This window comes from Myxococcales bacterium (genome assembly GCA_016720545.1).
In the GTDB taxonomy this organism is placed as follows: Bacteria; Myxococcota_A; Polyangia; order Polyangiales; family Polyangiaceae; genus JAAFHV01.
Genome location: JADKKK010000003.1, coordinates 156,834 through 175,690 on the forward strand (window position 1 = coordinate 156,834; position 18,857 = coordinate 175,690).

Genomic DNA, 18,857 nt, shown 5'->3' on the forward strand with positions numbered 1-18,857 from the left:
AACAAATTCGGAGTGTTGTCCCAAGGACGGTAGCGTAATCGCGGAGTACCGGTGAATCCTGGACGCCCCCATAGGCTCTCTGCGGCCGCCGCGACCGCGACGACGGTCGCGCTGGTCGCGCTCGGCGCGCTGGCGGGATGCGTAGAAGAGACCTCGATGCCAGCGCCTGGCTCCGTGCCGCGCCCGCCGATCGTCGTCCAGGCGAAGACGCTCCCCGGTCCGCCGCCCGCGGAGTGGACGTACTGGGACCCCGTCGAGCCGGCGCTCCGCGTGGACGTGCCGCGCGTCCCGAGCCTCCCGCTGGTCGCGCCCCAGGTCACCCACGCGCTCGGCGCGCAGGCGCGCTGGGCCGCCCTGCCCGAGTCCGCGCGGATCGCGTTTCACAAGAACGGCTTCGTCGCCGTGGAGCCGCCCGCGCTGCTCGACGACACCGGGGACGGCCCCACGCTGGCCGACCTCTACGCGAGCCTCGAGAGGGACAAGGTGCCGGCGCTCCTCACCGCCGACGCGCTGCTCTTTCTCGCGCAGGCCGCGATCGATCGCGCCGTGGCGGACCTCGAGGCGACGGTGCTCGGGCCCGCCCTCGTGAGGGTGCTCGCGAGCCTCACCGCGGCGCTCGCGGTGGAAGACCGCGCGGTGCGCCGCGACGCCGTGGAGGGCGTCCACCTCGCGCGGGGCTTCGTGGCCGTCGCCTCGGCGCTCGCGGCGGGCACGCCGCCGCCCGCAGACGCCGCGCCGCTCGTCGAGGCCGAGCTCCGGCTCATCGAGGCCTCGGCGGGGCGCTCCCAGAGCCCGATGTTCGGGGTCGAGCTCGACTACGCCAGCTTCGCTCCCTCGCACGCCCTGCGCCCCTCGCCGGAGGGCGACGCGCGCGCGCGGCTGCGCTTCGCGCAAGCGGCCACCTGGCTGGCGCGAGCCCCGTTCCTGCTCTCGTCGCGGGGTGAGACCGAGGGGAGCCGCATCAACGTGCAAACTGCACGTGTTCACACGCGGGCGGCGCTGCTGCTCGGCGGTCTGCTCGCGAGGGAGTCGTCGCGCGAGCGCAGCGACGACTACGCGAAGCTCCAGCGCGTGTTGTCGTTCGTGCTGGGGCCCGCGGACGACCCTTCTCCGGTCGCGCTGCTCGACGTCGCGAAGGCCGCCGGGGAGCCGATGGACCGCACAGCGTCGCTGGCCGACGTGGCGCGGGTCGATCGCGTGCGGCGCGCCGCGCTCACGCGCTTCGAGCCGGGAGTTTACGACGGCGTCGCGGCGGTGAGGGTGCCCGAGACCGCGCAAGGGCCTACGTCCGCCGGCGTCGGCCGCGCGGCGCTGGGTGTGCGCTTTCTGGGGGCGAGCGGGCCCGTCGACTCGCAGGCCCTCCAGGGCCTCGTGTTCCCCTTCGTCGGGCACGCGCTTCGTGAAGCGGGCTCGACTTCCCTCTCCGGGCACCGGGCGTTCGCCACCGCGACCGACGTCGTCGCGTGGCTGGGCTCGGCCGAGGCGCGCCGTGTGCGACGCGAGTCCGGCGACGACGCGTTCGAGGGGTGGGACACCGCGCGCGAGCGCACCGAGCGGCTCCGGCCCGCGCCGCTGGCGCCCGCGCGGCACGCGACGCTCCACATGAGCCTGCTCGACGTGCTCTCAACCTACCTCGAGCCCTCGCGGGGCGAGCTCTCGCTCCCGGCGAGCTTCACCTCAGCTTACGGGCGCCGCAAGGTGGAGGTCGCGGTGTGCGCTTGGGCGCACGAGCGCCACGACGCTCGGCCCTTCGCGCGCGCGCCTGCCGCCGCCGCCGCCGCCCCGCGCGCACGCCCGAAGCTCGAGGTCCGCGACGCGCCGGTGTACGTCGAGCCTCACCCCGAGGCGCTCGGTCACCTCCTCGCGCTGCTCCGCCAGGCCGCCCGCGGGCTCGCGGCGCACGGGCTCCCGAAGGGCTCGCGCGGGGAGCTCGCGCTCACCGAGCTCGAGGACCTCGTGGACGCCGCCTACCAGACCGCGACGCGCGCTACGAACGAACAGCCTCCCACGGTGGAGCTCGCCGCCCGCCTCGCCGGCGTCGCGGGGCGCCTCGAGTGGCTGGAAGAGGCCGTAGGGCTGCGCACGGGCGGAGTGCTCGCCGTGCACGTCCACGCCGATCCGGTCTCGGGCCGCGCCAGCGTCGCGGGGATCGGCGGCCTCACCGAGATCCACGTCGCGCTCCGCGATCCCCGCACCGGCGGCCTCGTCCACGTCATCGGTCCGCGCCTCTCCGCCGTCGACGTCGTCTGGCCGCGGTCGAAGGCGCTGCACGACGCCGCGCTGAAGGCCGATCTCGGGAAGAGCCCGCTCGCGCCCCCTCCGTTCGTGTCGGCCTATTACACGCGCTGACCACCACTGCCGCTGGCATCGATCCCGCTGGCATCGATCCGCGGAGGTCACGCCTGGCATCCGGCTCCGCGCGGCCCACTGCGTGGCGACGCACTTTTGTCCTTGCGCGAGCGCTCGGAGAGGCTATCAATAGGTCTTACCTATTAGCCAGCGAGACCCCCTCCCATGAAGCTCACCCTCCGCGAAGCCTTCGCGCTCGACGACATCCCTCGCAGCCTCCGCGACACCCTCCTCGTGTTCCGCGGCGACGACAACGTGCTGCCCGCCAAGTGGGGCCTCGCCAGCACGAAGCAGCTGCGGCCGCGGCTCGGGTTCTCGCTCTGGCGGGGCAAGGCGCTTCACGGTCGCCGGATCCCCCTCATGAACCTCTTCAACCACACGCCCACCCCGGTGGAGGAGGGATGGTCCACGCTGGTCACCCAGGTGCGCGACTTCCGCGGCGGCACGAACACCTACGACAGCCACAACGGCACCGACTTCGCGATCCCTCCGGGCACGCCGGTCTGCGCGGCGGCGCCGGGGCGGATCACCCACGTCATCAACGAGTACAACCGCGGCGGGCTCAAGGTCGTCATCGACCACGGGGGCCACCTGCTCACCTCGAGCAACCACCTCGCGCGGGCCGAGGTGCGGGTGGGCGACCTCGTCGAGCGCGGACAGGTGGTGGCGCACTCGGGCTACAGCGGCCTCGACGGGCTGCTCACCTTCCCGTTCGGCATCCCGCACGTCCACTACAACGTGTGGCTGAACGGCGTCGCCGTCGATCCGTTCGCGAGCGACTCGGAGGTCTCGCTCTGGCGCGACCACAACGCCCCGACCCCGCACCGAGCGGCGGACGGCGGCGAGCCGGAGGTCCTCCCGGACACCGACCTCGACCTCGTGGGCATGTCCGACGCGCTCGCCCTATGCAAGGACCGCCGCGTCCGGGCGGAGCTCGCGGCGATCCGCGATCCGGGGCTGCTCGCCACGCGGCTCGTGTTCCAGCACGTCACCTACCCGCTCCGCTTCAGCGCGGCGCCGAGGGTCTACCGGAGCGAGCGCCCCCGCGCGCCGCGCCTCGACCTGCCGTTCCGCGCGGAAGACTTCGACGGCGTCGTGCAGCTCGACTGACCGGCGCTGCCGCCCTCCGACATGGGCGCGTCATCACGCGGGCCACTTGACGGCTTAGCCTTCACGTAACATCATAAGTTGCATGAAGCGGGACGGCCGACTGTCGGGTGTGCTCCACGTGCTGCTGCACATGGCGCAGAAGGGCGGCACCGTGACGTCCGAGGTCCTCGCTGGGGCGATGGACACGAATCCGGTGGTGCTCCGTCGCGTGATGGCCGGGCTCCGTGACCGAGGCTACGTCCAGTCGGAGAAGGGACATGGCGGCGGGTGGACCCTGGACTGCGATCTCGCGAAGGTCACCCTGCGCGACGTCTACACGGCGCTCGGCTCCCCCTCGCTGCTCGCCATCGGGCACCGCAGGGAGACGCCCGGCTGTATCGTCGAGGAGGCGGTCAACGCGACGCTGCGCAAGTCGTTCGAGGACGCCGAGTCGCTGCTCCTTTCGCGCCTCGGCGAGGTGACGCTCGCGGCGCTGAGCGACGACGTGCGCCGTCGCCACGCGACTCGCGGCGGCGCGCGTCACTCGAGGAGGCACCCGTGACGGAGTTCTGGGAGACCGCGTTCACCAAGATGCAACTGGGGGATGGGGTCTCGAGCCGATGGGAAGATAGCTATAGCTAGAACGAGCCGCTCAGCATGAGGCCGTTGGTGGTCCCGAACAGCGGCTGCATCTTCACGCGGTCGCGGAGGGTCGTCGCCTTCGGCAGCGACGGCTGCGCCCCCCCCTCCGCGCTCGCGGGCTTCGTGAGCAGCAGATACGCCCCGATGCCGCCCGCGGCCAGCGCGCCGACCCCGAAGCCGATGAACATGGCGCTCGCCGACCTCGCCGACTTGTCCTTCTCGCAGTAGAAGTTCGTGTCGTTGCCGCTCTTCTGGACCGTGCGCGGCGAACCCGAGAAATCGCACGGATCGCCGCTCTGGTAGTCGTTCGCGCTGAGGGCGTTGTCGCGGCCCAATTTGAGCTGCGCGGCGAGGTCGGACTCCTCCCCCTTGAGGCCGAGCCAGCTCACACCGGACACGACGCTGACGACCGCGAAGGTGACACCGACGGCGACGAGCCCACCACCGACCACCGTGCGCGTTGGGAACGGCTTGCTGGGCTCGGTCTTCACGAGATCGACGTCGACCTCGATCACCTCTTCTTGCCCGCTCTGCAGGGTGAGCTGCTTCGTGCGCCGCGCGGCCCCGGGCACCACGATCTCGACGGTGTGCGCGCCGCTCGTGACGTCGATGGTGGCCGTGCCGTTCTGCACCGGCACGCGACGCGCGCCGTCGATGATGACCTCGCCGCCGCCCGTGCCCGCGCGTACGACGACGCGAGCCGCGGACGTGCCGGTGAGCTCCTCGAAGAGGCGACGCGCGAGGCCCGTCAGGCGCGCGTCGTCCTTGTTCTTGAGCTTGTCGGAGTAGGTCTCACGGATGACGAAGTCCTTCATTCCGCGACGAAAGAGGTGGAGCTCGACGTTCACTTGGCCGCCACCGCCGGCCTTCGCCATGACACCCCACACGTACCGGTCGCTCTTCACCGCCTCGGCGATCCTCTGCTGGCACGCCAGGTCGGGCTTCGCCGAGCACTTGAGGGACACCGTGAGCGCCCCGAGCGACGGGCTGTTCTCGAGCAGCACCCAGCCTGGCGCCTGGCGGGCGCGCTCCTTCAAGGCGTCGGCCAAGGCGTCGGCCTCGTCTTGGGCGTCGTCCGGGTCGATGCCGAGCACCGCGATGGTCTGTTGGCCCGCGGCTGGAGCGCCCGCTGCCGGCGCAGCCGCGGCCGGAGCCGGAGCGGCCGGCGTGGCCGCGAGCGCCCGGCTCGGGAGCGCGCCCAGCGAGAGAGCGAGGATCGAGAGCGCCAGCGCGGAGAGGGGGGTTCGAGTTCGCATGCCGGCGGAAGAATACCGTGGGGCTCCGGGCGCCGTCGACTCTTCTCAACGCTTCCCAACTCCGATAGGCACGGCGGCCCATGCGCATCACAGGAGGCGACCTCCGCTCGCGACGGCTGATCGCGCCCCGTTCCACGGCGACGCGCCCCACGCAAGACCGGGTGCGGGAGGCTCTGTTCTCGATCCTCACGTCGCGGGGGGTGTTCGAGAGCACCCCGCCGCGGGCCCTCGATCTCTACGCGGGGACGGGCGCGCTCGGCCTGGAGGCCCTCTCGCGCGGCGCCGCCCACTGTGTCTTCGTGGAGAAGGCCCGCGACGCCCTGCGCGCCCTCGACGAGAACATTCGCTCGCTCGGGGTCGCCGACCGCACGACCGTGCTCCGGGTCGCCGTCGACCGCCCCCTCTTCGACGCGCCGCGCCTGGCGGCCGCCGGGCCGTTCGACCTGGTCTTTCTCGATCCTCCCTACGCCGCGCTCGCCGAGACCCAGGCCCTGCTGCCCGCCCTGGCGGCGCGGCTGGCCCCCGACGCCCTGGTGGTGCTGGAGCACGCCTCGTCGGACGCGGCCGGCGAAGTACCTGGCTTATCTCTCGAAGATACGCGCATTTACGGTGACACCGCGCTCTCGCTGTTCGCCGTGAGTGCTCAAACTTGAATGCGTCGACGGCCTGGCCTGTATACTCCTGGCGTTTCGCCCCGTTTCGAGACCCGAGGACCCCGAGGACTTAGAGGACCATGAGCACGCCTTCCACGCCGCCGCCGGCGGGACTCCCTTCTGGAAACGGCAAGTACATCGCAGGCGCGGTGCTCATGCTCGTGGCGGTTGGCGCCGTCATCGGCTGGAAGAAGTGCCAGACGGCCCCCACGCCTCCGCCTCCTCCCGACGCCGCTGTGGCGTTCGTTCCGCCGCCGAGGAACACCGACGACGACATCCCGCTGCCCGCCGCCGAAGAGGACGCGGGCCCCGACGCCGGCAAGAAGATAAACTACATTTACCTCTCGAACGGCTGCGAGGTGAAGAAGTGCGCGGGCACCCAGCACCCCGACATGGCCACGATGCTGGCCTTCCGCGCCAAGGCCGCACACAAGTGCTACGATCAGGCGCTGTCGCAAGACGCGACCCTGAAGGGCGGCGTCACGATCGCCCTGCGACTCGGCACCAACGGCCTCGCGTGCTCGGCTGCCGTCGCGTCCAACTCGACCGGCAACGCGGGCGTGGCGCAGTGCATCGCCGCGTCGATGCGCGCGGGCGGCTACCCTGCCCCGAAGGGAGGCTGCGTCGACGTCGCGGTTCCCATCCAGCTGAAGACGAGGTGAGCGGGTCGTGCAGGCGTGCGGCTCGCCTGGCGGCGGCGGCCTGGCTCGCGGCCGCGGCGTCCGTGCTGGCGCTCGCGTGCGGCGAGACGCGCCGGCCCTTGGGCGACGAGTGCCTGCGGGACGACGACTGCCTCTCGAGCGTGTGCGCGGGGCGCGTGTGCGCGGCGGCGCCGCCGCTGACGAGCGAGCAGCTGGGCCCCCCCAACCGCAGCGCGCAGCTCCCCGACTCTTCGCCCGCGCTCCCCGGAGACGCCGGCGGTGGCTGAGCGCGTGACGACGGCTCCGCGCGAGCCCTCCGATCCCCTTGCCGCCTCCGCGCCGACCTCGCCCCGCGCCCGGGGCGTGCTGCTCGAGGTCGCCTATCGCGGGACCCGCTACTCGGGCTTCGCCGCGCAGCGCGACGTGCCCACGATCGAGGGCGAGCTGTCCCGCGCGCTGCGAGTCATCGACCCGACCGCGTCGTCACTTCGCTTCGCGAGCCGCACCGACGCGGGGGTGCACGCCGACGGCAACATCGTGTCCTTCGACGCAGAGCTCGCGCTCCCGCCGCGAGGCTGGCTCCAGACGCTGAACCGCGAGCTGCCGGACGACATCGCCGTGCGCCGCGTCCGGGCGATGCCGCCGGGCTTCAATCCGCGGTTCGCGAGCCGCTCCAAGCGGTACAGATATTCGATATTACTAGATAAAGTGCGCGATCCCGCGTGGGCCGATCGGGCCTGGCGCGTGGGGTACGAGGTGCGGCTCGACGCCCTCGAGGCGGAGTGCGGGAGCGTGCTCGGCACCCACGACTTCGCCGCCTTTCGCGGCGCGGGGGATCTGCGAGAGAACACCGTGCGCACGCTCACGCGGGTCGAGCTCGTGCGCACCGGCGATCCGCGCCTCGTGCAGCTCGTGGTGGAGGGCAGCGCGTTCCTCTACAACATGGTGCGCATCGTGGCCGGCTCGCTCGTCGACGTGGGCCGGGCGCACCTCGCGCGCGGAGGTCTCGCGCGCGCCCTGATCACCAAAGACCGCCGCGACCTCGGCCAGACCGCGCCCGCCCACGGCCTCTGCCTTGAGCATGTAGATTACATTCTTCCGGACGACGTGCCCGCGGCGACCTCCGAGCGAGACATCACGCCGTGGCCGAGCTGAGCGAGCGCGACGGGCGCGTCGAGATCCGCGCCCCCTCCCCGAGCGACGGCCGGCGCCTCGCGGAGCTCTGGCGGCTCTTGTGGGACGTGCACGAGGGCTGGGGCAGCTACCCAGGCAGCCGCGAGGAGCGAGTGTACGACGAGCTCGCGGCGCGCTTGTCGGAGGAGGCCCGGTCCCGGGGGGCGAGCGCCGTCTCGGGGCGGCACGTCCACCTCGTGGCGAGCGTGCGGGGCGAGGCGGTCGGGCAGGTCGAGGGCTGGCTCGATCGCCACGGCGTCACGCGCGCGGTCCGATGGACCTGCGAGGTCCGGTCGCTCGTCGTCTCCGAGGACGCGCGGCACCTGGGCGCGGCGCGCGCGCTCCTTGCGCGGCTCGCGGGCGTCGCGGGCGAGCTCACCGCGGGCGCGCCGGCCGTGCTCGCGGCCGAGGTGCTCGAGGACAACCCAGCCATGGCGTTCTATAGGAAGCTTGGCTTCCGCACGCCGAGCTACGCTGTGCGGCTGGCGGCCGAGGCGGCCCGAGCGCTGCCTTTCCACACGACGCGCGCGAGGCTCGCGCGTCCACGCGACGCGCTGGCGCTCACGTTCCTCGAGGCGAACCTCGCCGAGCGCCGACGCGCGGCCGGCGACTGCCGCTTCGACCCGCCGCGCGCGCTCGACGCGGCCGGGGTAGACGCCATCGCGAGGCACCTCGAGGGCGCGGAGCCGCGCCTGCGCCTCGACCCCGCCGACCTCGCTGTGGGCGACGCGCGCGGGGTGGCGCGCGCCTCGGGCACCCTCACGTTCGCGAACCTGGAGCCGCCTTTTTTGCCCGGCGTGCGGGCCATCTTGGCGCGCGTCTCGCACGACACCTGCCTCCCGGCGGTCGAGGCGCTCGGGCCGCTCGTGCGCCTCGCGGGGCAGCTCGCGCACCTGGCCGGCGCGCGGCACCTCGAGGTCGTCGACTTACCCGCGCCCGGCTCGGCGCTGTACGAGGCGGCGCGCGGGCTCGGGGCGGCGCCATGGTCGCGCGTGGCGCTGCGCGACGTGGGGTGAGAGCGGCGCTGTCCCGACCCCGACCTACTTCACCGTGCCCGAGCCGCAGTCCACGAACGCCAGGTTGGTCTCGACTCGGAAGTTCGAGCCGCAGCAGTTGCGCTCGGCGAAGAAGAAGTCGAGCGCGTACACGCCGCCCGGCGCGAGGCCTCCCAAATCCACGGTGCCCGCGACCCCGTTGGGAATGGCCTGGTCGAGGCCGAGATCGCTGCGCGCCTTCATGTTCACCAGGCTCGCCCACTGCGGCTCCACGGTGAGCTCGACGCGCCCGGTGTCGAGGGCGATCTTCCCCGACATGGGCACATGGATGCCGCCCAGGTTCACCGCGAGGCGATCGTTCACGTACACGAAGACGTCGTCGTCGCCGCGGAACGCGAACACGTTGCCGCGGTCGTATCGGAACGTTGTGTGGAGCTCGTACGTGAAGTGGAAGTTGCGGACCCTGCCGTCGTCGCTCTTGTAAGGGCCGCGGTCGGGATCCGACGCGGAGGACGCGAGGAGCTCGCCGTCGATGGGGAAGAACAGCGGCGTGTCGAACGACGATGTGCCCGAGGCGCCTGCGACCAGCGTCACCTTGAAGGGGCGCCCGAGGTTCACGCCCGGCGTGTCCGCGAACCACTCGGGGAAGCGCGCCGGGTTGGTCGTGCTCAGCGTGCGCGACTTCGCCGCGAACACCGGCTTTCGGCCCGGCCCGAGGCGCGAGCCGAGGCGCCCAACGATGTCCGGATCCCACGGACCGCACTCCTTGCCCGAGGCGTCGGTGTAGCCGCTGTTCGTGCACTGGAAGTCGCCGCCGGCCCGGAAGTCGCGCACGACGCCGGTCACCACGCTGCCGCAGCCCTCCGGGGGGCGCCCGCCGTCCGGGAACGGAGGGGTCGCTCCGCCGTCGCCGAACGTACGGGCTTGGCCCTGGTCGCCCGCGTCGAACGTGCTCGGAGGGTCGGCCGTGCCGCAGGCAAAGGCGAGGGCCACGAGGGCCACGAGGGCGATCGCGGGCGTGGGGCGGTGGAGCGCGCGCATGAGCTCATTGTCGCACGCCCGCAGGGCGGAGCATGACCGTGGTCATGTGGGCTGCGCCGCGCCCGTTTGCGCCGACGCCCGCTCCAGGCAACACTCTCGAGGTGAGCCCCACGCCCCCACGCCGCCTCCCGCTCCGCGCGGTCCCCCTGGCGGCGGCGGCGGCGCTCGCGTTCTCCGCGCTCGGTGGCCCGACCGCCCGCGCCGCGACGCCCGAAGCCGCGACCGCGCCGCAGCTCGCGATCGTCGCGACAGCCGCGCCCGGCGCGCCGGTGCCCGCGGCGCTGATGGCCGGCCTCGCGGTGCACGCCGAGGCCTTCGAGCAAATGAAGCGCCGAGGCGCCTTCACGCTCGACGGGAAGCTCGAGCAACTCGACGGCGACGGAAAGGTCTCCGAGACGAAGGAGCTCCGGCTCCGCGTCACCGCGAGGCCCGCGCCGGCCACGCCGCGCTCGGAGATCCTGCGCTACCTGGAGAACGGCGCCGACAAGACCGCCGAGGCCCGCGAGCGCGCCGCGAGCGCGTCGCCCAAGCGCGGCAAGCGACGCGATCTCAAGCTGCCTTTCCTCCCGAGCGAGCAGCCCCGCTACACGTTCGCGATCACCGAACGGCACGCCGTGTACCCGACGCGCGTGCGCGTGGCCTTCACGCCCCGAGAGCCCGCCGAAGACGCGCTGAAGGGCTCGGCCTGGGTCGACACCGCGACGGGCCGGCTCGCCAGCTTGGGCTTCTCGTTGAGCCGCAACCCGACCTTCATCGACCACGTCGAGGTGCAGCTCTCGTTCGGCCTCGACACGCCGCTCGGCCGAGCGCCGTCCGACATCTCGTTCGAAGCGCACGGGAGATTTCTCTTTTTTCACAAGCACTTACGAGGTCGCGCGACCGTCTCCAGCCCGGGCGTCGCGTTCTGAAGCGCGCGGCTCGCGCCGGCGCGCGGGCGCGCTGTCACAGTTCTCCGCCCCCGCGCGACGGTCTCTCTATGCACGCCTATCGCCTCTGGTTCGCGTGCGCGTCGGTGACCGCGCTCGCGGGCGCGCTCGTCGCGTGCCCGACCCCACGCCGCGGGGATGAGCCACGCGGCGCCACGCCCGCGGCCGCCCCTGCGGACGCCAGGGTCGACGACGCGGCGGTCACCCCGCACGAGGCCACCGCCCGAGACGCGAGCCCGCCCGACGCCGCACGCGCTCAGCGAGACCCCGACGGCAACGACGATCCGACCGAAGCGGCGGACGCGACGGACGCAACGGGCGCGACAGACCGAGCCGCGCGTCCCCTCGGCGAAGGCGCCCTCGTGCAGGTGGGCAAGCCTCCGCTCGGGTGGCAGCGGATCTGCGACCTTCGCCCGTTCGGCGGGCGGCTCTATCTCGCGCACGCGAACCAACCCCTCGGCAGCGACGGGGCCACGATCACGACCTACGATCCGAGCGACGCGGCGAGGCCGTTCCGGCTCGCGTTCGACTGGAACCGCTTCGGCGAGCCCACGAAGGGCGGCGGCGGCGGTCAGGGCTTCCTCCGCGTGCACGCCATCGACGGGCGGCTCTTCGTGCCAGACGCCGACCCTCCGTACGGCGGCCTCGGCGCGCTCGACCACGGCACCGAGGGGTACGTGTTCGTCTCCGACGCGCGCGGCGCCTTCGCGCCCGCTCGCGGGCCCCACAAGGCGCTGCCCGTTCGGCCCGCGCCCGGCGCCGACGGGCGGGCCGGGGCGGCCGTGCTCCCGCGCGCGTACCACGTGCTCGACGTCATCAAGTTCCGCGGGCTCCTGTACGCGTCGACCGGCTCGGTGCCCCCGACCGCGCGCGCGTGGGCCGGGCCGTCTCCCGGCGCGCTCCACGTCGCGAGCCCCGAGCTCGATCGCTTCACGTACGCGCTCGGCTTCCCGTCTCCCTACCCCGGGGGCGTGTGGCGGCTCACCTACCTCGTGCGCTTCCGCGACGCGGTGTACGCGGGCCTCCAGGACTACGACGGCAAGAGCCCCTACGACTACGTGGTGCTCCGCCCGCCCGCGGGCCGCGACCTGCTCGAAGAGGGCGACGCCCGCGGCGCGCGGATCACCGAGCTCGGCGCCGCGTTCACGCTGCGCTGGTACGCCGACGGCGGCGCGCTCTACTGGATCGCCGGCACGCGCGACGGCGACGTGCAGCTCCGGCGCACGACCGACGGCGCCACGTGGACCGAGCTTCCGCTGCCGGCGGAGCTCGGCCGCCCCACCGACGTGAAGCGCTTCCGAGGTCAGCTCGTGGTCCTCGGCGAGCGCGGCCTCGCCACCCTTGGCCCCAACGGGGACGGCCCCGCCCGCGTGCTCACCCGCGTCGTCGAGAAGAAGACCCCGTTCGCCGTGGACGACGTGTTCTGCGCCGCGCCGCTCGGCGTCCTAGGCGACGTCCTCTACGTGGGAGGGCAGCGCGGCGCGGTGCTCTACCGGTTCGAGGAGGCGGCGCCGGACGCGGGTCGGTAGTCGGCGTCGGGCGCGCTCAGGCGTCGGGGGCGCGGAGCACGCGGAAGCTTCCCGAGAGGTTCACGCGCTGGAAGATCTGCGGAGCGGGCAGGCGCTGGTCCAGGTTGCCGACCCCGGTGAAGGTCCCCTCGACCATTTCGCCGACCGCGCCAAAGCGGGTGATGGTCGTGGTCCCGAGGTCGGTGCTGCCGTCGATTGGGCCGAACTCGCGGCGCTCGAGCGTGTCGCCGCTGCCGATGTCCGGCCCGAAGAAGATGATCCTGGGCCCGCTTCCGCCGCCGCCGATGTCCGTGCGCCAGGCCTCGGCGACCGCCGCGGTGCCGGCCACGGTGAAGTCGACCGTGACCCGCTCGCTGGCGCCGTTCACCTTGGGGAGCCCGTTCATACGGAAGAAGGAGCGCTGCGCCGTGAGCCCGAAATACACCTGAAACGCCGCCGGCGACACCCGCGGATAGGCCACGTCGTAGGTGGTCGTCAGGCCGCCCCCCGAGATCGTGAAGCACACGTAGGGCTGGCCGCTGTCTCGCAGCGCGGCGCAGGCCCCGCCGCCTCCGCCATCGCCGGGCGGGGTGGCGTCGGCGGGCGGGACCGCGCCGTCGGTCGGGACCACCGCGCCGTCGGTGGGCGACGGGGACCCCCCGTCGGCGGTACCACCGTCGGTCGTCGTGCTCGTCCCCGAGCACCCGGCGGCGAGCGCCACCGCGAGCACGCCTACACACGAACAGAGAGAAGAATGATTCATCGGTCGGTCACTCCAGCGCTCGAAGTAAGGCCTCGCACACATCCTGCCGGGTGGCCGGATGGCGCGTCGACGGGGAGAGGCCTGCGCCGCGGCCGATGTGAACCTCGATCCGGAAAAAAAAAGGGAAGAGGGGCGACCGCGCGCCTGTGGGGCACCCCCGCGTCGGCGCGAGGCCTCAGAAGCGAAGCGTGTATCCTACATAGGCCCCGCCTTGTGCGGTGGCCCCCGCGCGGATGCGCTCGATCTCTCGGGCCGCGCGCCAGGTCTTCGGTGGCAACAGGTACGGGAGCAGCGCCCCCGCGAAGCCGGTGAAGGCCGGGACGATGAAGTGGACCGAGCGCTCCGAGACCTCCCACTCGAGCGTGCGGCCGTAGGGCGCGCCGGTCTCCACCGCGACGACGATGGGCCCGAGCGCCGCCGACGCCAGCGCCAGCGTGAGCGCGGTGGGCCACACCGACCGGCTCGTGCCCTCCGGCGGCGGCCCGTACGCGAAGGAGCGATCGCACTTGGGGAGCGACAGGTACATGCCGCCGATGAGGGCGCCCGTGCTGAGACCGACGAGCCCCGCGCCGAACGTGCGCACCGCGGGGTACGAGAGATCGCCCTCCACGCGCGCGCGCCACGCGTCGTACGACTCGCCCTCGGACACGCGCTGGGTGCCGGCCTGACGCAACACGGCGGTGTCGAGCGCGACCGTGCCCACGAGGCCCGCCACGAGCCCCGACAGGTAGACCCAGTCGGTGCCGCTCGCGCGCTCGCAGAGCTCGATCTCCCGCGACTGGCGCGGGCGCACGTCGGCGGCCGCGTACACGTAGGGGGGCAGCGGCGGCGCCGCGGCAGGAGCGGAGGGGGGCAGGGCGTCCACCGAGCGCGGACCTTACCTCAAGAGCGACAGCTCGCCGCCTGCTTTCGGGCCTGCCGCGCGGCGCGCCGCTTCCCGCGGCTTTTGCCCCGTGCGATGCTGCGCGCATGCGTGTCCCTTCGCACATCTTCCGTGAATACGACATCCGTGGCGTCGCCGACCGCGACCTGACCGACGAGCTCGCCTACGGCCTCGGGCGAGGCCTCGCCACGCAGCTCGGGGCGGCCGCGGGCACCTCCTCGCCGCGACTGTGCGTGGCGCGTGACTGCCGAGTCTCCAGCCCTCGCCTCCACGCGGGGCTCCTCCGGGGCCTCACGGAGGGTGGGGTGCGCGTCGTCGACCTCGGGGTCGGCCCCACGCCGATGTTGTACTTCGGCGTGCACCACCTCGGCACCGACGGCGGCGTGATGATCACGGGCAGCCACAACGCCGGCGACGAGAACGGCTTCAAGATCATGAAGGGGAAGGCCTCGTTCTTCGGCGAGGACATCCAGAGCCTGCGGCGCGTCCTCGAAGAAGAGGGCTACGCGGCGGCCGCGAAGGGCTCGGTGGAAGAGGTCGACGTCCAGCCGGCGTACGTCGACGTCATGAAGAAGGGGTTCTCGTTCGGCGCGTCGGCGCCGCGCTTCGTGCTCGACGCCGGCAACGGCGCCGGCGGGCCGCTCGCGCTCCGCGTGATGCGCGAGCTCGGCCTCGAGCCCGATCCGCTGTTCTGCGACATGGACGGCACCTTCCCCAACCACCACCCCGACCCCACGGTGCCGAAGAACCTCGAGGCGCTCATCGCGCGCGTCAAGGCGACGGGCGCGCGCGTGGGCCTCGCGTTCGACGGCGACGCCGATCGGCTCGGGGCGGTCGACGCCAACGGCGACATCGTGTGGGGCGACAAGCTCATGATCCTCTTCTCGCGCGGCCTGCTCGCCAAGACGCCGGGCGCGGCGGTCATCGGCGAGGTGAAGTGCTCGCAGACGCTCTACGACGACATCGCGAAGCACGGCGGCAGGCCCATCGTGTGGAAGACCGGCCACTCGCTCATCAAGACCAAGATGAAGGAAGAGCACGCCGCGCTCGCCGGCGAGATGAGCGGCCACCTGTTCTTCGCCGATCGCTATTTCGGCTACGACGACGCGACGTACGCGGCGCTGCGGCTGCTCGAGATCCTCGCAGCCGACGGGCGCAGCATCGCCGAGCTGCTCTCCGACGTGCCGCGCACCTTCACCACGCCCGAGATACGCGTCGAGTGCCCCGACGCGCTCAAGTTCGACATCGTGAAGGCGGTCACCAAGAAGTACAAAGACCAAGGTCGCGACGTGCTCGACATCGACGGCGCCCGCATCACCTTCGACAAGGGCGGCGCCCCCACCTGGGGCCTCGTCCGCGCGTCGAACACCGGCCCGATCCTCGTGCTCCGCTTCGAGGCCGGCTCGGAGGAGCGCCTCGCCGAGATCCGCGCCGAGGTCGAGGCGACGGTGGCCGAGGAGCGCAGGCGACTTGCAGGCTGACGCCCCGCGCGAGTGGTCCGTGGCGGAGCTCGCGAAGTGGGCGACCGACGACTTCCGCGCGCGCGGCCTCGAGAGCCCACGGCTCGAGGCCGAGCTCATCGTCGCGTTCGCCCTCGGCATCACCCGGGTCGACGTGATCGTGCGCGGCGATCGCACCCTCACCCCCCCCGAGCTCGCGAGGCTCCGCGAGCTCGTGAAGCGGCGACGCGCCCACGAGCCCATGGCCTACCTCCGCGGCGAGCGCGAGTTCTACGGGCGCGTCTTCAAGGTCGATCGCCGCGTGCTCGTCCCGCGCCCCGACACCGAGACCCTCGTCGACGTGGCCCTCGCGCGCACGCCCGACTTCGCCCTCGGCGGGCGCGTCCTCGACCTGTGCACCGGCTCCGGCTGCGTCGCCATCACGCTCGCGCGGCAGCGCCCCACCACCGACGTGGTCGCGACCGACGTCTCGGCCGACGCGCTCGCCGTGGCCCGCGAGAACGCGGTGCGCCTCGGCGCGTATAACATCTCGTTTCTCCAGGGAGATTTGACCCAGGCCCTCGAGGGCGCGCGGCTGCCGTGGAGCCCTCTGCGCTTCGAGCTCATCGTCTCGAACCCGCCCTACATCGCCACCGGGGAGTGCGATCGGCTCATGCCCGACGTGCGCGACTTCGAGCCCCGCGTGGCGCTCGACGGCGGCCCCGACGGGCTCGACTTCTACCGCCGCATCGCGCGCGACGCGCCCCCGCTGCTCGCGCGCGAGGGGGTGCTCGCCGTCGAGGTCGGCGCGGGCGAGGCGCCCGACGTCGCGGCGCTCTTCGCCGCGGCCGGCCTCCGCGACGTGGAGATCACGCGCGATCTTGGGCGCATCGAGCGCGTCGTGGCGGGGCGCGCCCCGTCGTGAGAGCCGGGCTGAGCCTCGCGCTGCTCGCCCTCAGCCTCGTGAGCCACCTCAGCATCGCGCGGTGGCTCGAAGATCACTTCGCGTGGGTCGCGCGCAACAGGCGCCGAACGCGGGCGTTCGCGGCGGCGCTCGCGTGCGTGGGGCCGGGGCTCCGCTTCCTCGCCGTGTACGTCGGCGTGGCGCGCGCGGCCTCGGCCTACGCGCTGATGGAGGTCGCCATCGTCGCGTGCGCGGGCTCGCCTCTCGGCGTCATGAAGACGCTCTTCTGGGCCTACGGCGCCCTCCACGAGCGCGCGCGCCTCGCCTATTCACGGCGCGCCGTGGCGAAGCTCGCGGCCCTGCCGGCGCCCGAGGGCCCCCGCGCCGCCGAGGCCCTCGCCGCGGCCATCGAAGAGCGACGCGACGCGCGCATCTCGCGGCGTCTCCTCATCGAGCGCACCGCCGGCTTCGCGCTGCTCGGCTCGAGCACGACCGCGATCGGCTGGGGCATCGTCCGCGGGCGGCACGCGTTCGAGCTCGAGGAGGTCGTGGTGAAGATCCCCGGCCTCTCTCCGAAGCTCGACGGCTACACCATCGCGCAGATCTCCGACGTCCACGCGGGGCTCTTCGTGCAGGAGCGCGAGCTCGAGGAGGGGCTCTCGCTCGTGCGCGCGATGAAGCCCGACCTCATCGTCGCGACGGGCGATCTCATCGACCACGACCCGGAGTTCTGCGCGCTCCTCGCCCGTGAGCTCTCGCGCCTTCAGGCGCGGGATGGCCTCTATTGCATCTACGGAAACCACGACTACACGACCGGCCGCGGCGCCGTCGCCGAGGCGCTACGGAGAGCAGGCATTCCCCTGCTCGTCAACGAGGGGCGCGTCCTCCGCGGAGGCGAGGGCGGGGGCTTCGCGCTGCTCGGGCTCGACGAGCTCTGGGGCCGCCGGTGGGGCGCCGAGGGCCCGAACCTGGGGCGCGCCCTCGCGACCGTGCGGCCCCAGGACATCCCGCGTATCGTGCTCTCGCACCAGCCGAAGACCTTCGACGACCACGTGGGCCAGGTGGCGCTCCAGCTCAGCGGACACACGCACGGTGGGCAGATAAACCCAGGCTTTCGGCCCGCCGATTTGGTGATGCCGTACGTGGCCGGCCGGTACGTGAAGGGCGGCTCCACGCTCTGGGTGAACCGCGGCTTCGGCGTCGCGGGCCCGCCCTCGCGCGTGGGGCGCGCCGCCCGAGGTCACGAAGATCGTCCTCGTGTCGGGGTGACGGTCTCGACGTGACGCCGGGCCCGCAGCCCGACTATACGAGCCCCCATGCCCCCGCCGCCGAAGCCGCCCCGCCTCGCGCACCTCGCGTGCCTCGCGAGCGCCGGCCTCGCGGCGCTCGCCGCCGCGTCGCTCACCCCGAGCGGGCCGGCGCTCCGCGAGGCCCAGGCGATGCGGCTGCTCGACGCGGGCCCCACGAACCCGGTGCGCGCACCGCAGGCGCTCTTCGCGCCGCCGCCACCCCGCGCGCCCGCCGCCCTCGCCGAGGCCCCCGCCCGCGGCGTCACCATCGGCCCCATCGAGAACGCGTACCACCCCGGCAAGGGCTACGGGTCGAGCGCGTTCGAGCGCTCGCTCGACGAGACCCGCGCGATGGGCGGCACGTGGGTGGCGCTCACACCCTTCGGCCGGGTCTACGATCTCGGCGGGCGCGGGGTCGATCTCCGCTTCGAGGCGCCGTTCGCTGACAACCGCGCCGCCATCCTCGCCTCGGTGCGCGCCGCGCACGCGCGCGGCCTCCGCGTGATGCTGGTGCCGCACCTGTGGGTCGAGTCCGGCGAGTGGCGCGCGCTCATCGATCCCAAGACCGACGCCGGGTGGGCGGCCTGGACGGAGAGCTACGGCCGGTTCGTCGAGACCTGGGCCCGCGTGGCCGCGGAGGCCGGCGTGGACCTGCTCTCCTGCGGCGTCGAGCTCCGCTCGTGGGTCACGAGCGGCCGCGCGCCCACGTTCTCGGCGCTCATCGCGCGCATACGTGCACTCTACAAGGGTCCGCTCACCTACTCGGCGAACTGGGACGACGTGGACGACACGGTGATCCTCGGCGAGCTCGACGTCATCGGCATCAACGCGTTCTACCCGCTCGCCGAGCGCGAGGGCGCGACCCTCGACGAGCTCCGCACCGGGGGCGTGCGCGTCCGCGACCGCGTGCGGGCGCTCTCGGCGACCTGGCGAAAGCCTGTACTCTTCACGGAAATCGGGTACACCACGCGGCCCGATCCCGCGCTCAAGCCGTGGGAGTGGCCCGACGGCATGAAGGGCGTGCGGGTCGACGAGGCGGCGCAGGCCCTCGCCTACCACGCGCTCGTCGCGCCCCTGCTCGACGAGCCGAGCTTCCTCGGGTTCTTCGTGTGGCGCACCTACGCCGATCCCGACGACGTGTCGCAGGAGGCCGAGTGGGGCTTCTCGCCGCGCGGCAAGCTCGCCGAGCTCGTGGTGCGCGACGCGTTCGCGGCGCCGTGGGCGGCCGATCAGCGCCGGGCGCCCACCTTCGGCTGGGGGCGACCCGCGCTCACGCCGGGCCTGTTCCCCTAGCCCGCCGGCCCAC

At 73.0% G+C, this 18,857-nt stretch carries 18 protein-coding genes; 14 read left to right on the forward strand and 4 right to left on the reverse strand.

What is annotated here, in order from left to right:
• Positions 1-51: 51 nt before the first annotated feature.
• From IPQ09_07735 to IPQ09_07745, 3 genes are all read left to right on the forward strand, one after another.
• Positions 52-2,349: a DUF3160 domain-containing protein gene (locus IPQ09_07735; protein MBL0194101.1), complete on the forward strand. Its 2,298-nt coding sequence runs from the start codon at positions 52-54 to the stop codon at positions 2,347-2,349.
• Between the two features lie 165 nt (positions 2,350-2,514).
• Positions 2,515-3,459 carry a M23 family metallopeptidase gene (locus IPQ09_07740; GenBank protein ID MBL0194102.1) on the forward strand — a complete coding sequence of 315 codons (945 nt, stop codon included), beginning with the start codon at positions 2,515-2,517 and terminating at the stop codon, positions 3,457-3,459.
• An 82-nt stretch (positions 3,460-3,541) separates the two neighbouring features.
• On the forward strand, positions 3,542-4,000 hold the full coding sequence (locus tag IPQ09_07745; GenBank protein MBL0194103.1) for an Rrf2 family transcriptional regulator: 459 nt from the start codon (positions 3,542-3,544) through the stop codon (positions 3,998-4,000).
• Positions 4,001-4,076: 76 nt separating this feature from the next.
• Here the strand turns inward: IPQ09_07745 and IPQ09_07750 are convergent, their stop codons facing one another.
• Positions 4,077-5,336, reverse strand: coding sequence for a hypothetical protein (locus IPQ09_07750; protein ID MBL0194104.1), 1,260 nt, complete (start codon positions 5,334-5,336; stop codon positions 4,077-4,079).
• A gap of 80 nt (positions 5,337-5,416) precedes the next feature.
• Between IPQ09_07750 and rsmD the strand changes: the two genes are divergently transcribed.
• The 5 genes from rsmD (at position 5,417) to IPQ09_07775 (ending at position 8,819) form a co-directional block, all read left to right on the forward strand.
• Entirely contained in the window at positions 5,417-5,989 is a 573-nt protein-coding gene (gene rsmD / locus IPQ09_07755) for a 16S rRNA (guanine(966)-N(2))-methyltransferase RsmD (GenBank protein ID MBL0194105.1), read from the forward strand.
• Between the two features lie 80 nt (positions 5,990-6,069).
• On the forward strand, positions 6,070-6,651 hold the full coding sequence (locus tag IPQ09_07760) for an AgmX/PglI C-terminal domain-containing protein (protein ID MBL0194106.1): 582 nt from the start codon (positions 6,070-6,072) through the stop codon (positions 6,649-6,651).
• Positions 6,648-6,917, forward strand: a complete 270-nt coding sequence (locus tag IPQ09_07765; GenBank protein ID MBL0194107.1) for a hypothetical protein — start codon at positions 6,648-6,650, stop codon at positions 6,915-6,917. Before IPQ09_07760 ends, IPQ09_07765 begins: the two co-directional genes overlap by 4 nt.
• 4 nt (positions 6,918-6,921) lie before the next feature.
• A complete protein-coding gene (gene truA / locus IPQ09_07770) occupies positions 6,922-7,785 on the forward strand; it encodes a tRNA pseudouridine(38-40) synthase TruA (GenBank protein MBL0194108.1) in 864 nt (287 codons plus the stop codon).
• Positions 7,773-8,819 carry a GNAT family N-acetyltransferase gene (locus tag IPQ09_07775; protein MBL0194109.1) on the forward strand — a complete coding sequence of 349 codons (1,047 nt, stop codon included), beginning with the start codon at positions 7,773-7,775 and terminating at the stop codon, positions 8,817-8,819. Before truA ends, IPQ09_07775 begins: the two co-directional genes overlap by 13 nt.
• A gap of 24 nt (positions 8,820-8,843) precedes the next feature.
• On the opposite strand, the gene IPQ09_07780 is transcribed toward IPQ09_07775, so the two are convergent.
• On the reverse strand, positions 8,844-9,839 hold the full coding sequence (locus IPQ09_07780) for a fibro-slime domain-containing protein (GenBank protein MBL0194110.1): 996 nt from the start codon (positions 9,837-9,839) through the stop codon (positions 8,844-8,846).
• 32 nt (positions 9,840-9,871) lie between these two features.
• Between IPQ09_07780 and IPQ09_07785 the strand changes: the two genes are divergently transcribed.
• Entirely contained in the window at positions 9,872-10,747 is an 876-nt protein-coding gene (locus IPQ09_07785; GenBank protein ID MBL0194111.1) for a hypothetical protein, read from the forward strand.
• Positions 10,748-10,815: 68 nt separating this feature from the next.
• The gene (locus IPQ09_07790; protein MBL0194112.1) at positions 10,816-12,294 is read left to right on the forward strand and encodes a hypothetical protein; all 1,479 of its coding nucleotides are present in this window, start codon (positions 10,816-10,818) and stop codon (positions 12,292-12,294) included.
• Positions 12,295-12,310: 16 nt separating this feature from the next.
• Here IPQ09_07790 and IPQ09_07795 read toward each other — a convergent pair whose 3' ends face one another.
• Together IPQ09_07795 and IPQ09_07800 are read right to left on the reverse strand one after the other, a co-directional pair.
• A complete protein-coding gene (locus IPQ09_07795; protein ID MBL0194113.1) occupies positions 12,311-13,036 on the reverse strand; it encodes a hypothetical protein in 726 nt (241 codons plus the stop codon).
• Positions 13,037-13,211: 175 nt separating this feature from the next.
• Positions 13,212-13,901 (reverse strand): hypothetical protein, encoded by a 690-nt coding sequence (locus IPQ09_07800; GenBank protein ID MBL0194114.1) that lies wholly within the window; start codon positions 13,899-13,901, stop codon positions 13,212-13,214.
• A 104-nt stretch (positions 13,902-14,005) separates the two neighbouring features.
• Here IPQ09_07800 and IPQ09_07805 point away from each other — a divergent pair, with 104 nt between their 5' ends.
• Genes IPQ09_07805 through IPQ09_07820 form a run of 4 tightly spaced genes read left to right on the forward strand, consistent with a single transcriptional unit; the run spans position 14,006 to position 18,844 of the window.
• The gene (locus tag IPQ09_07805) at positions 14,006-15,400 is read left to right on the forward strand and encodes a phosphomannomutase/phosphoglucomutase (protein ID MBL0194115.1); all 1,395 of its coding nucleotides are present in this window, start codon (positions 14,006-14,008) and stop codon (positions 15,398-15,400) included.
• Positions 15,390-16,283, forward strand: coding sequence for a peptide chain release factor N(5)-glutamine methyltransferase (gene prmC / locus IPQ09_07810; protein MBL0194116.1), 894 nt, complete (start codon positions 15,390-15,392; stop codon positions 16,281-16,283). The genes IPQ09_07805 and prmC overlap by 11 nt, the downstream gene beginning before the upstream one ends.
• Positions 16,280-17,545 (forward strand): metallophosphoesterase, encoded by a 1,266-nt coding sequence (locus tag IPQ09_07815; protein ID MBL0194117.1) that lies wholly within the window; start codon positions 16,280-16,282, stop codon positions 17,543-17,545. Before prmC ends, IPQ09_07815 begins: the two co-directional genes overlap by 4 nt.
• A 33-nt stretch (positions 17,546-17,578) precedes the next feature.
• Positions 17,579-18,844, forward strand: coding sequence for a hypothetical protein (locus IPQ09_07820; protein ID MBL0194118.1), 1,266 nt, complete (start codon positions 17,579-17,581; stop codon positions 18,842-18,844).
• Positions 18,845-18,857: the final 13 nt, after the last annotated feature.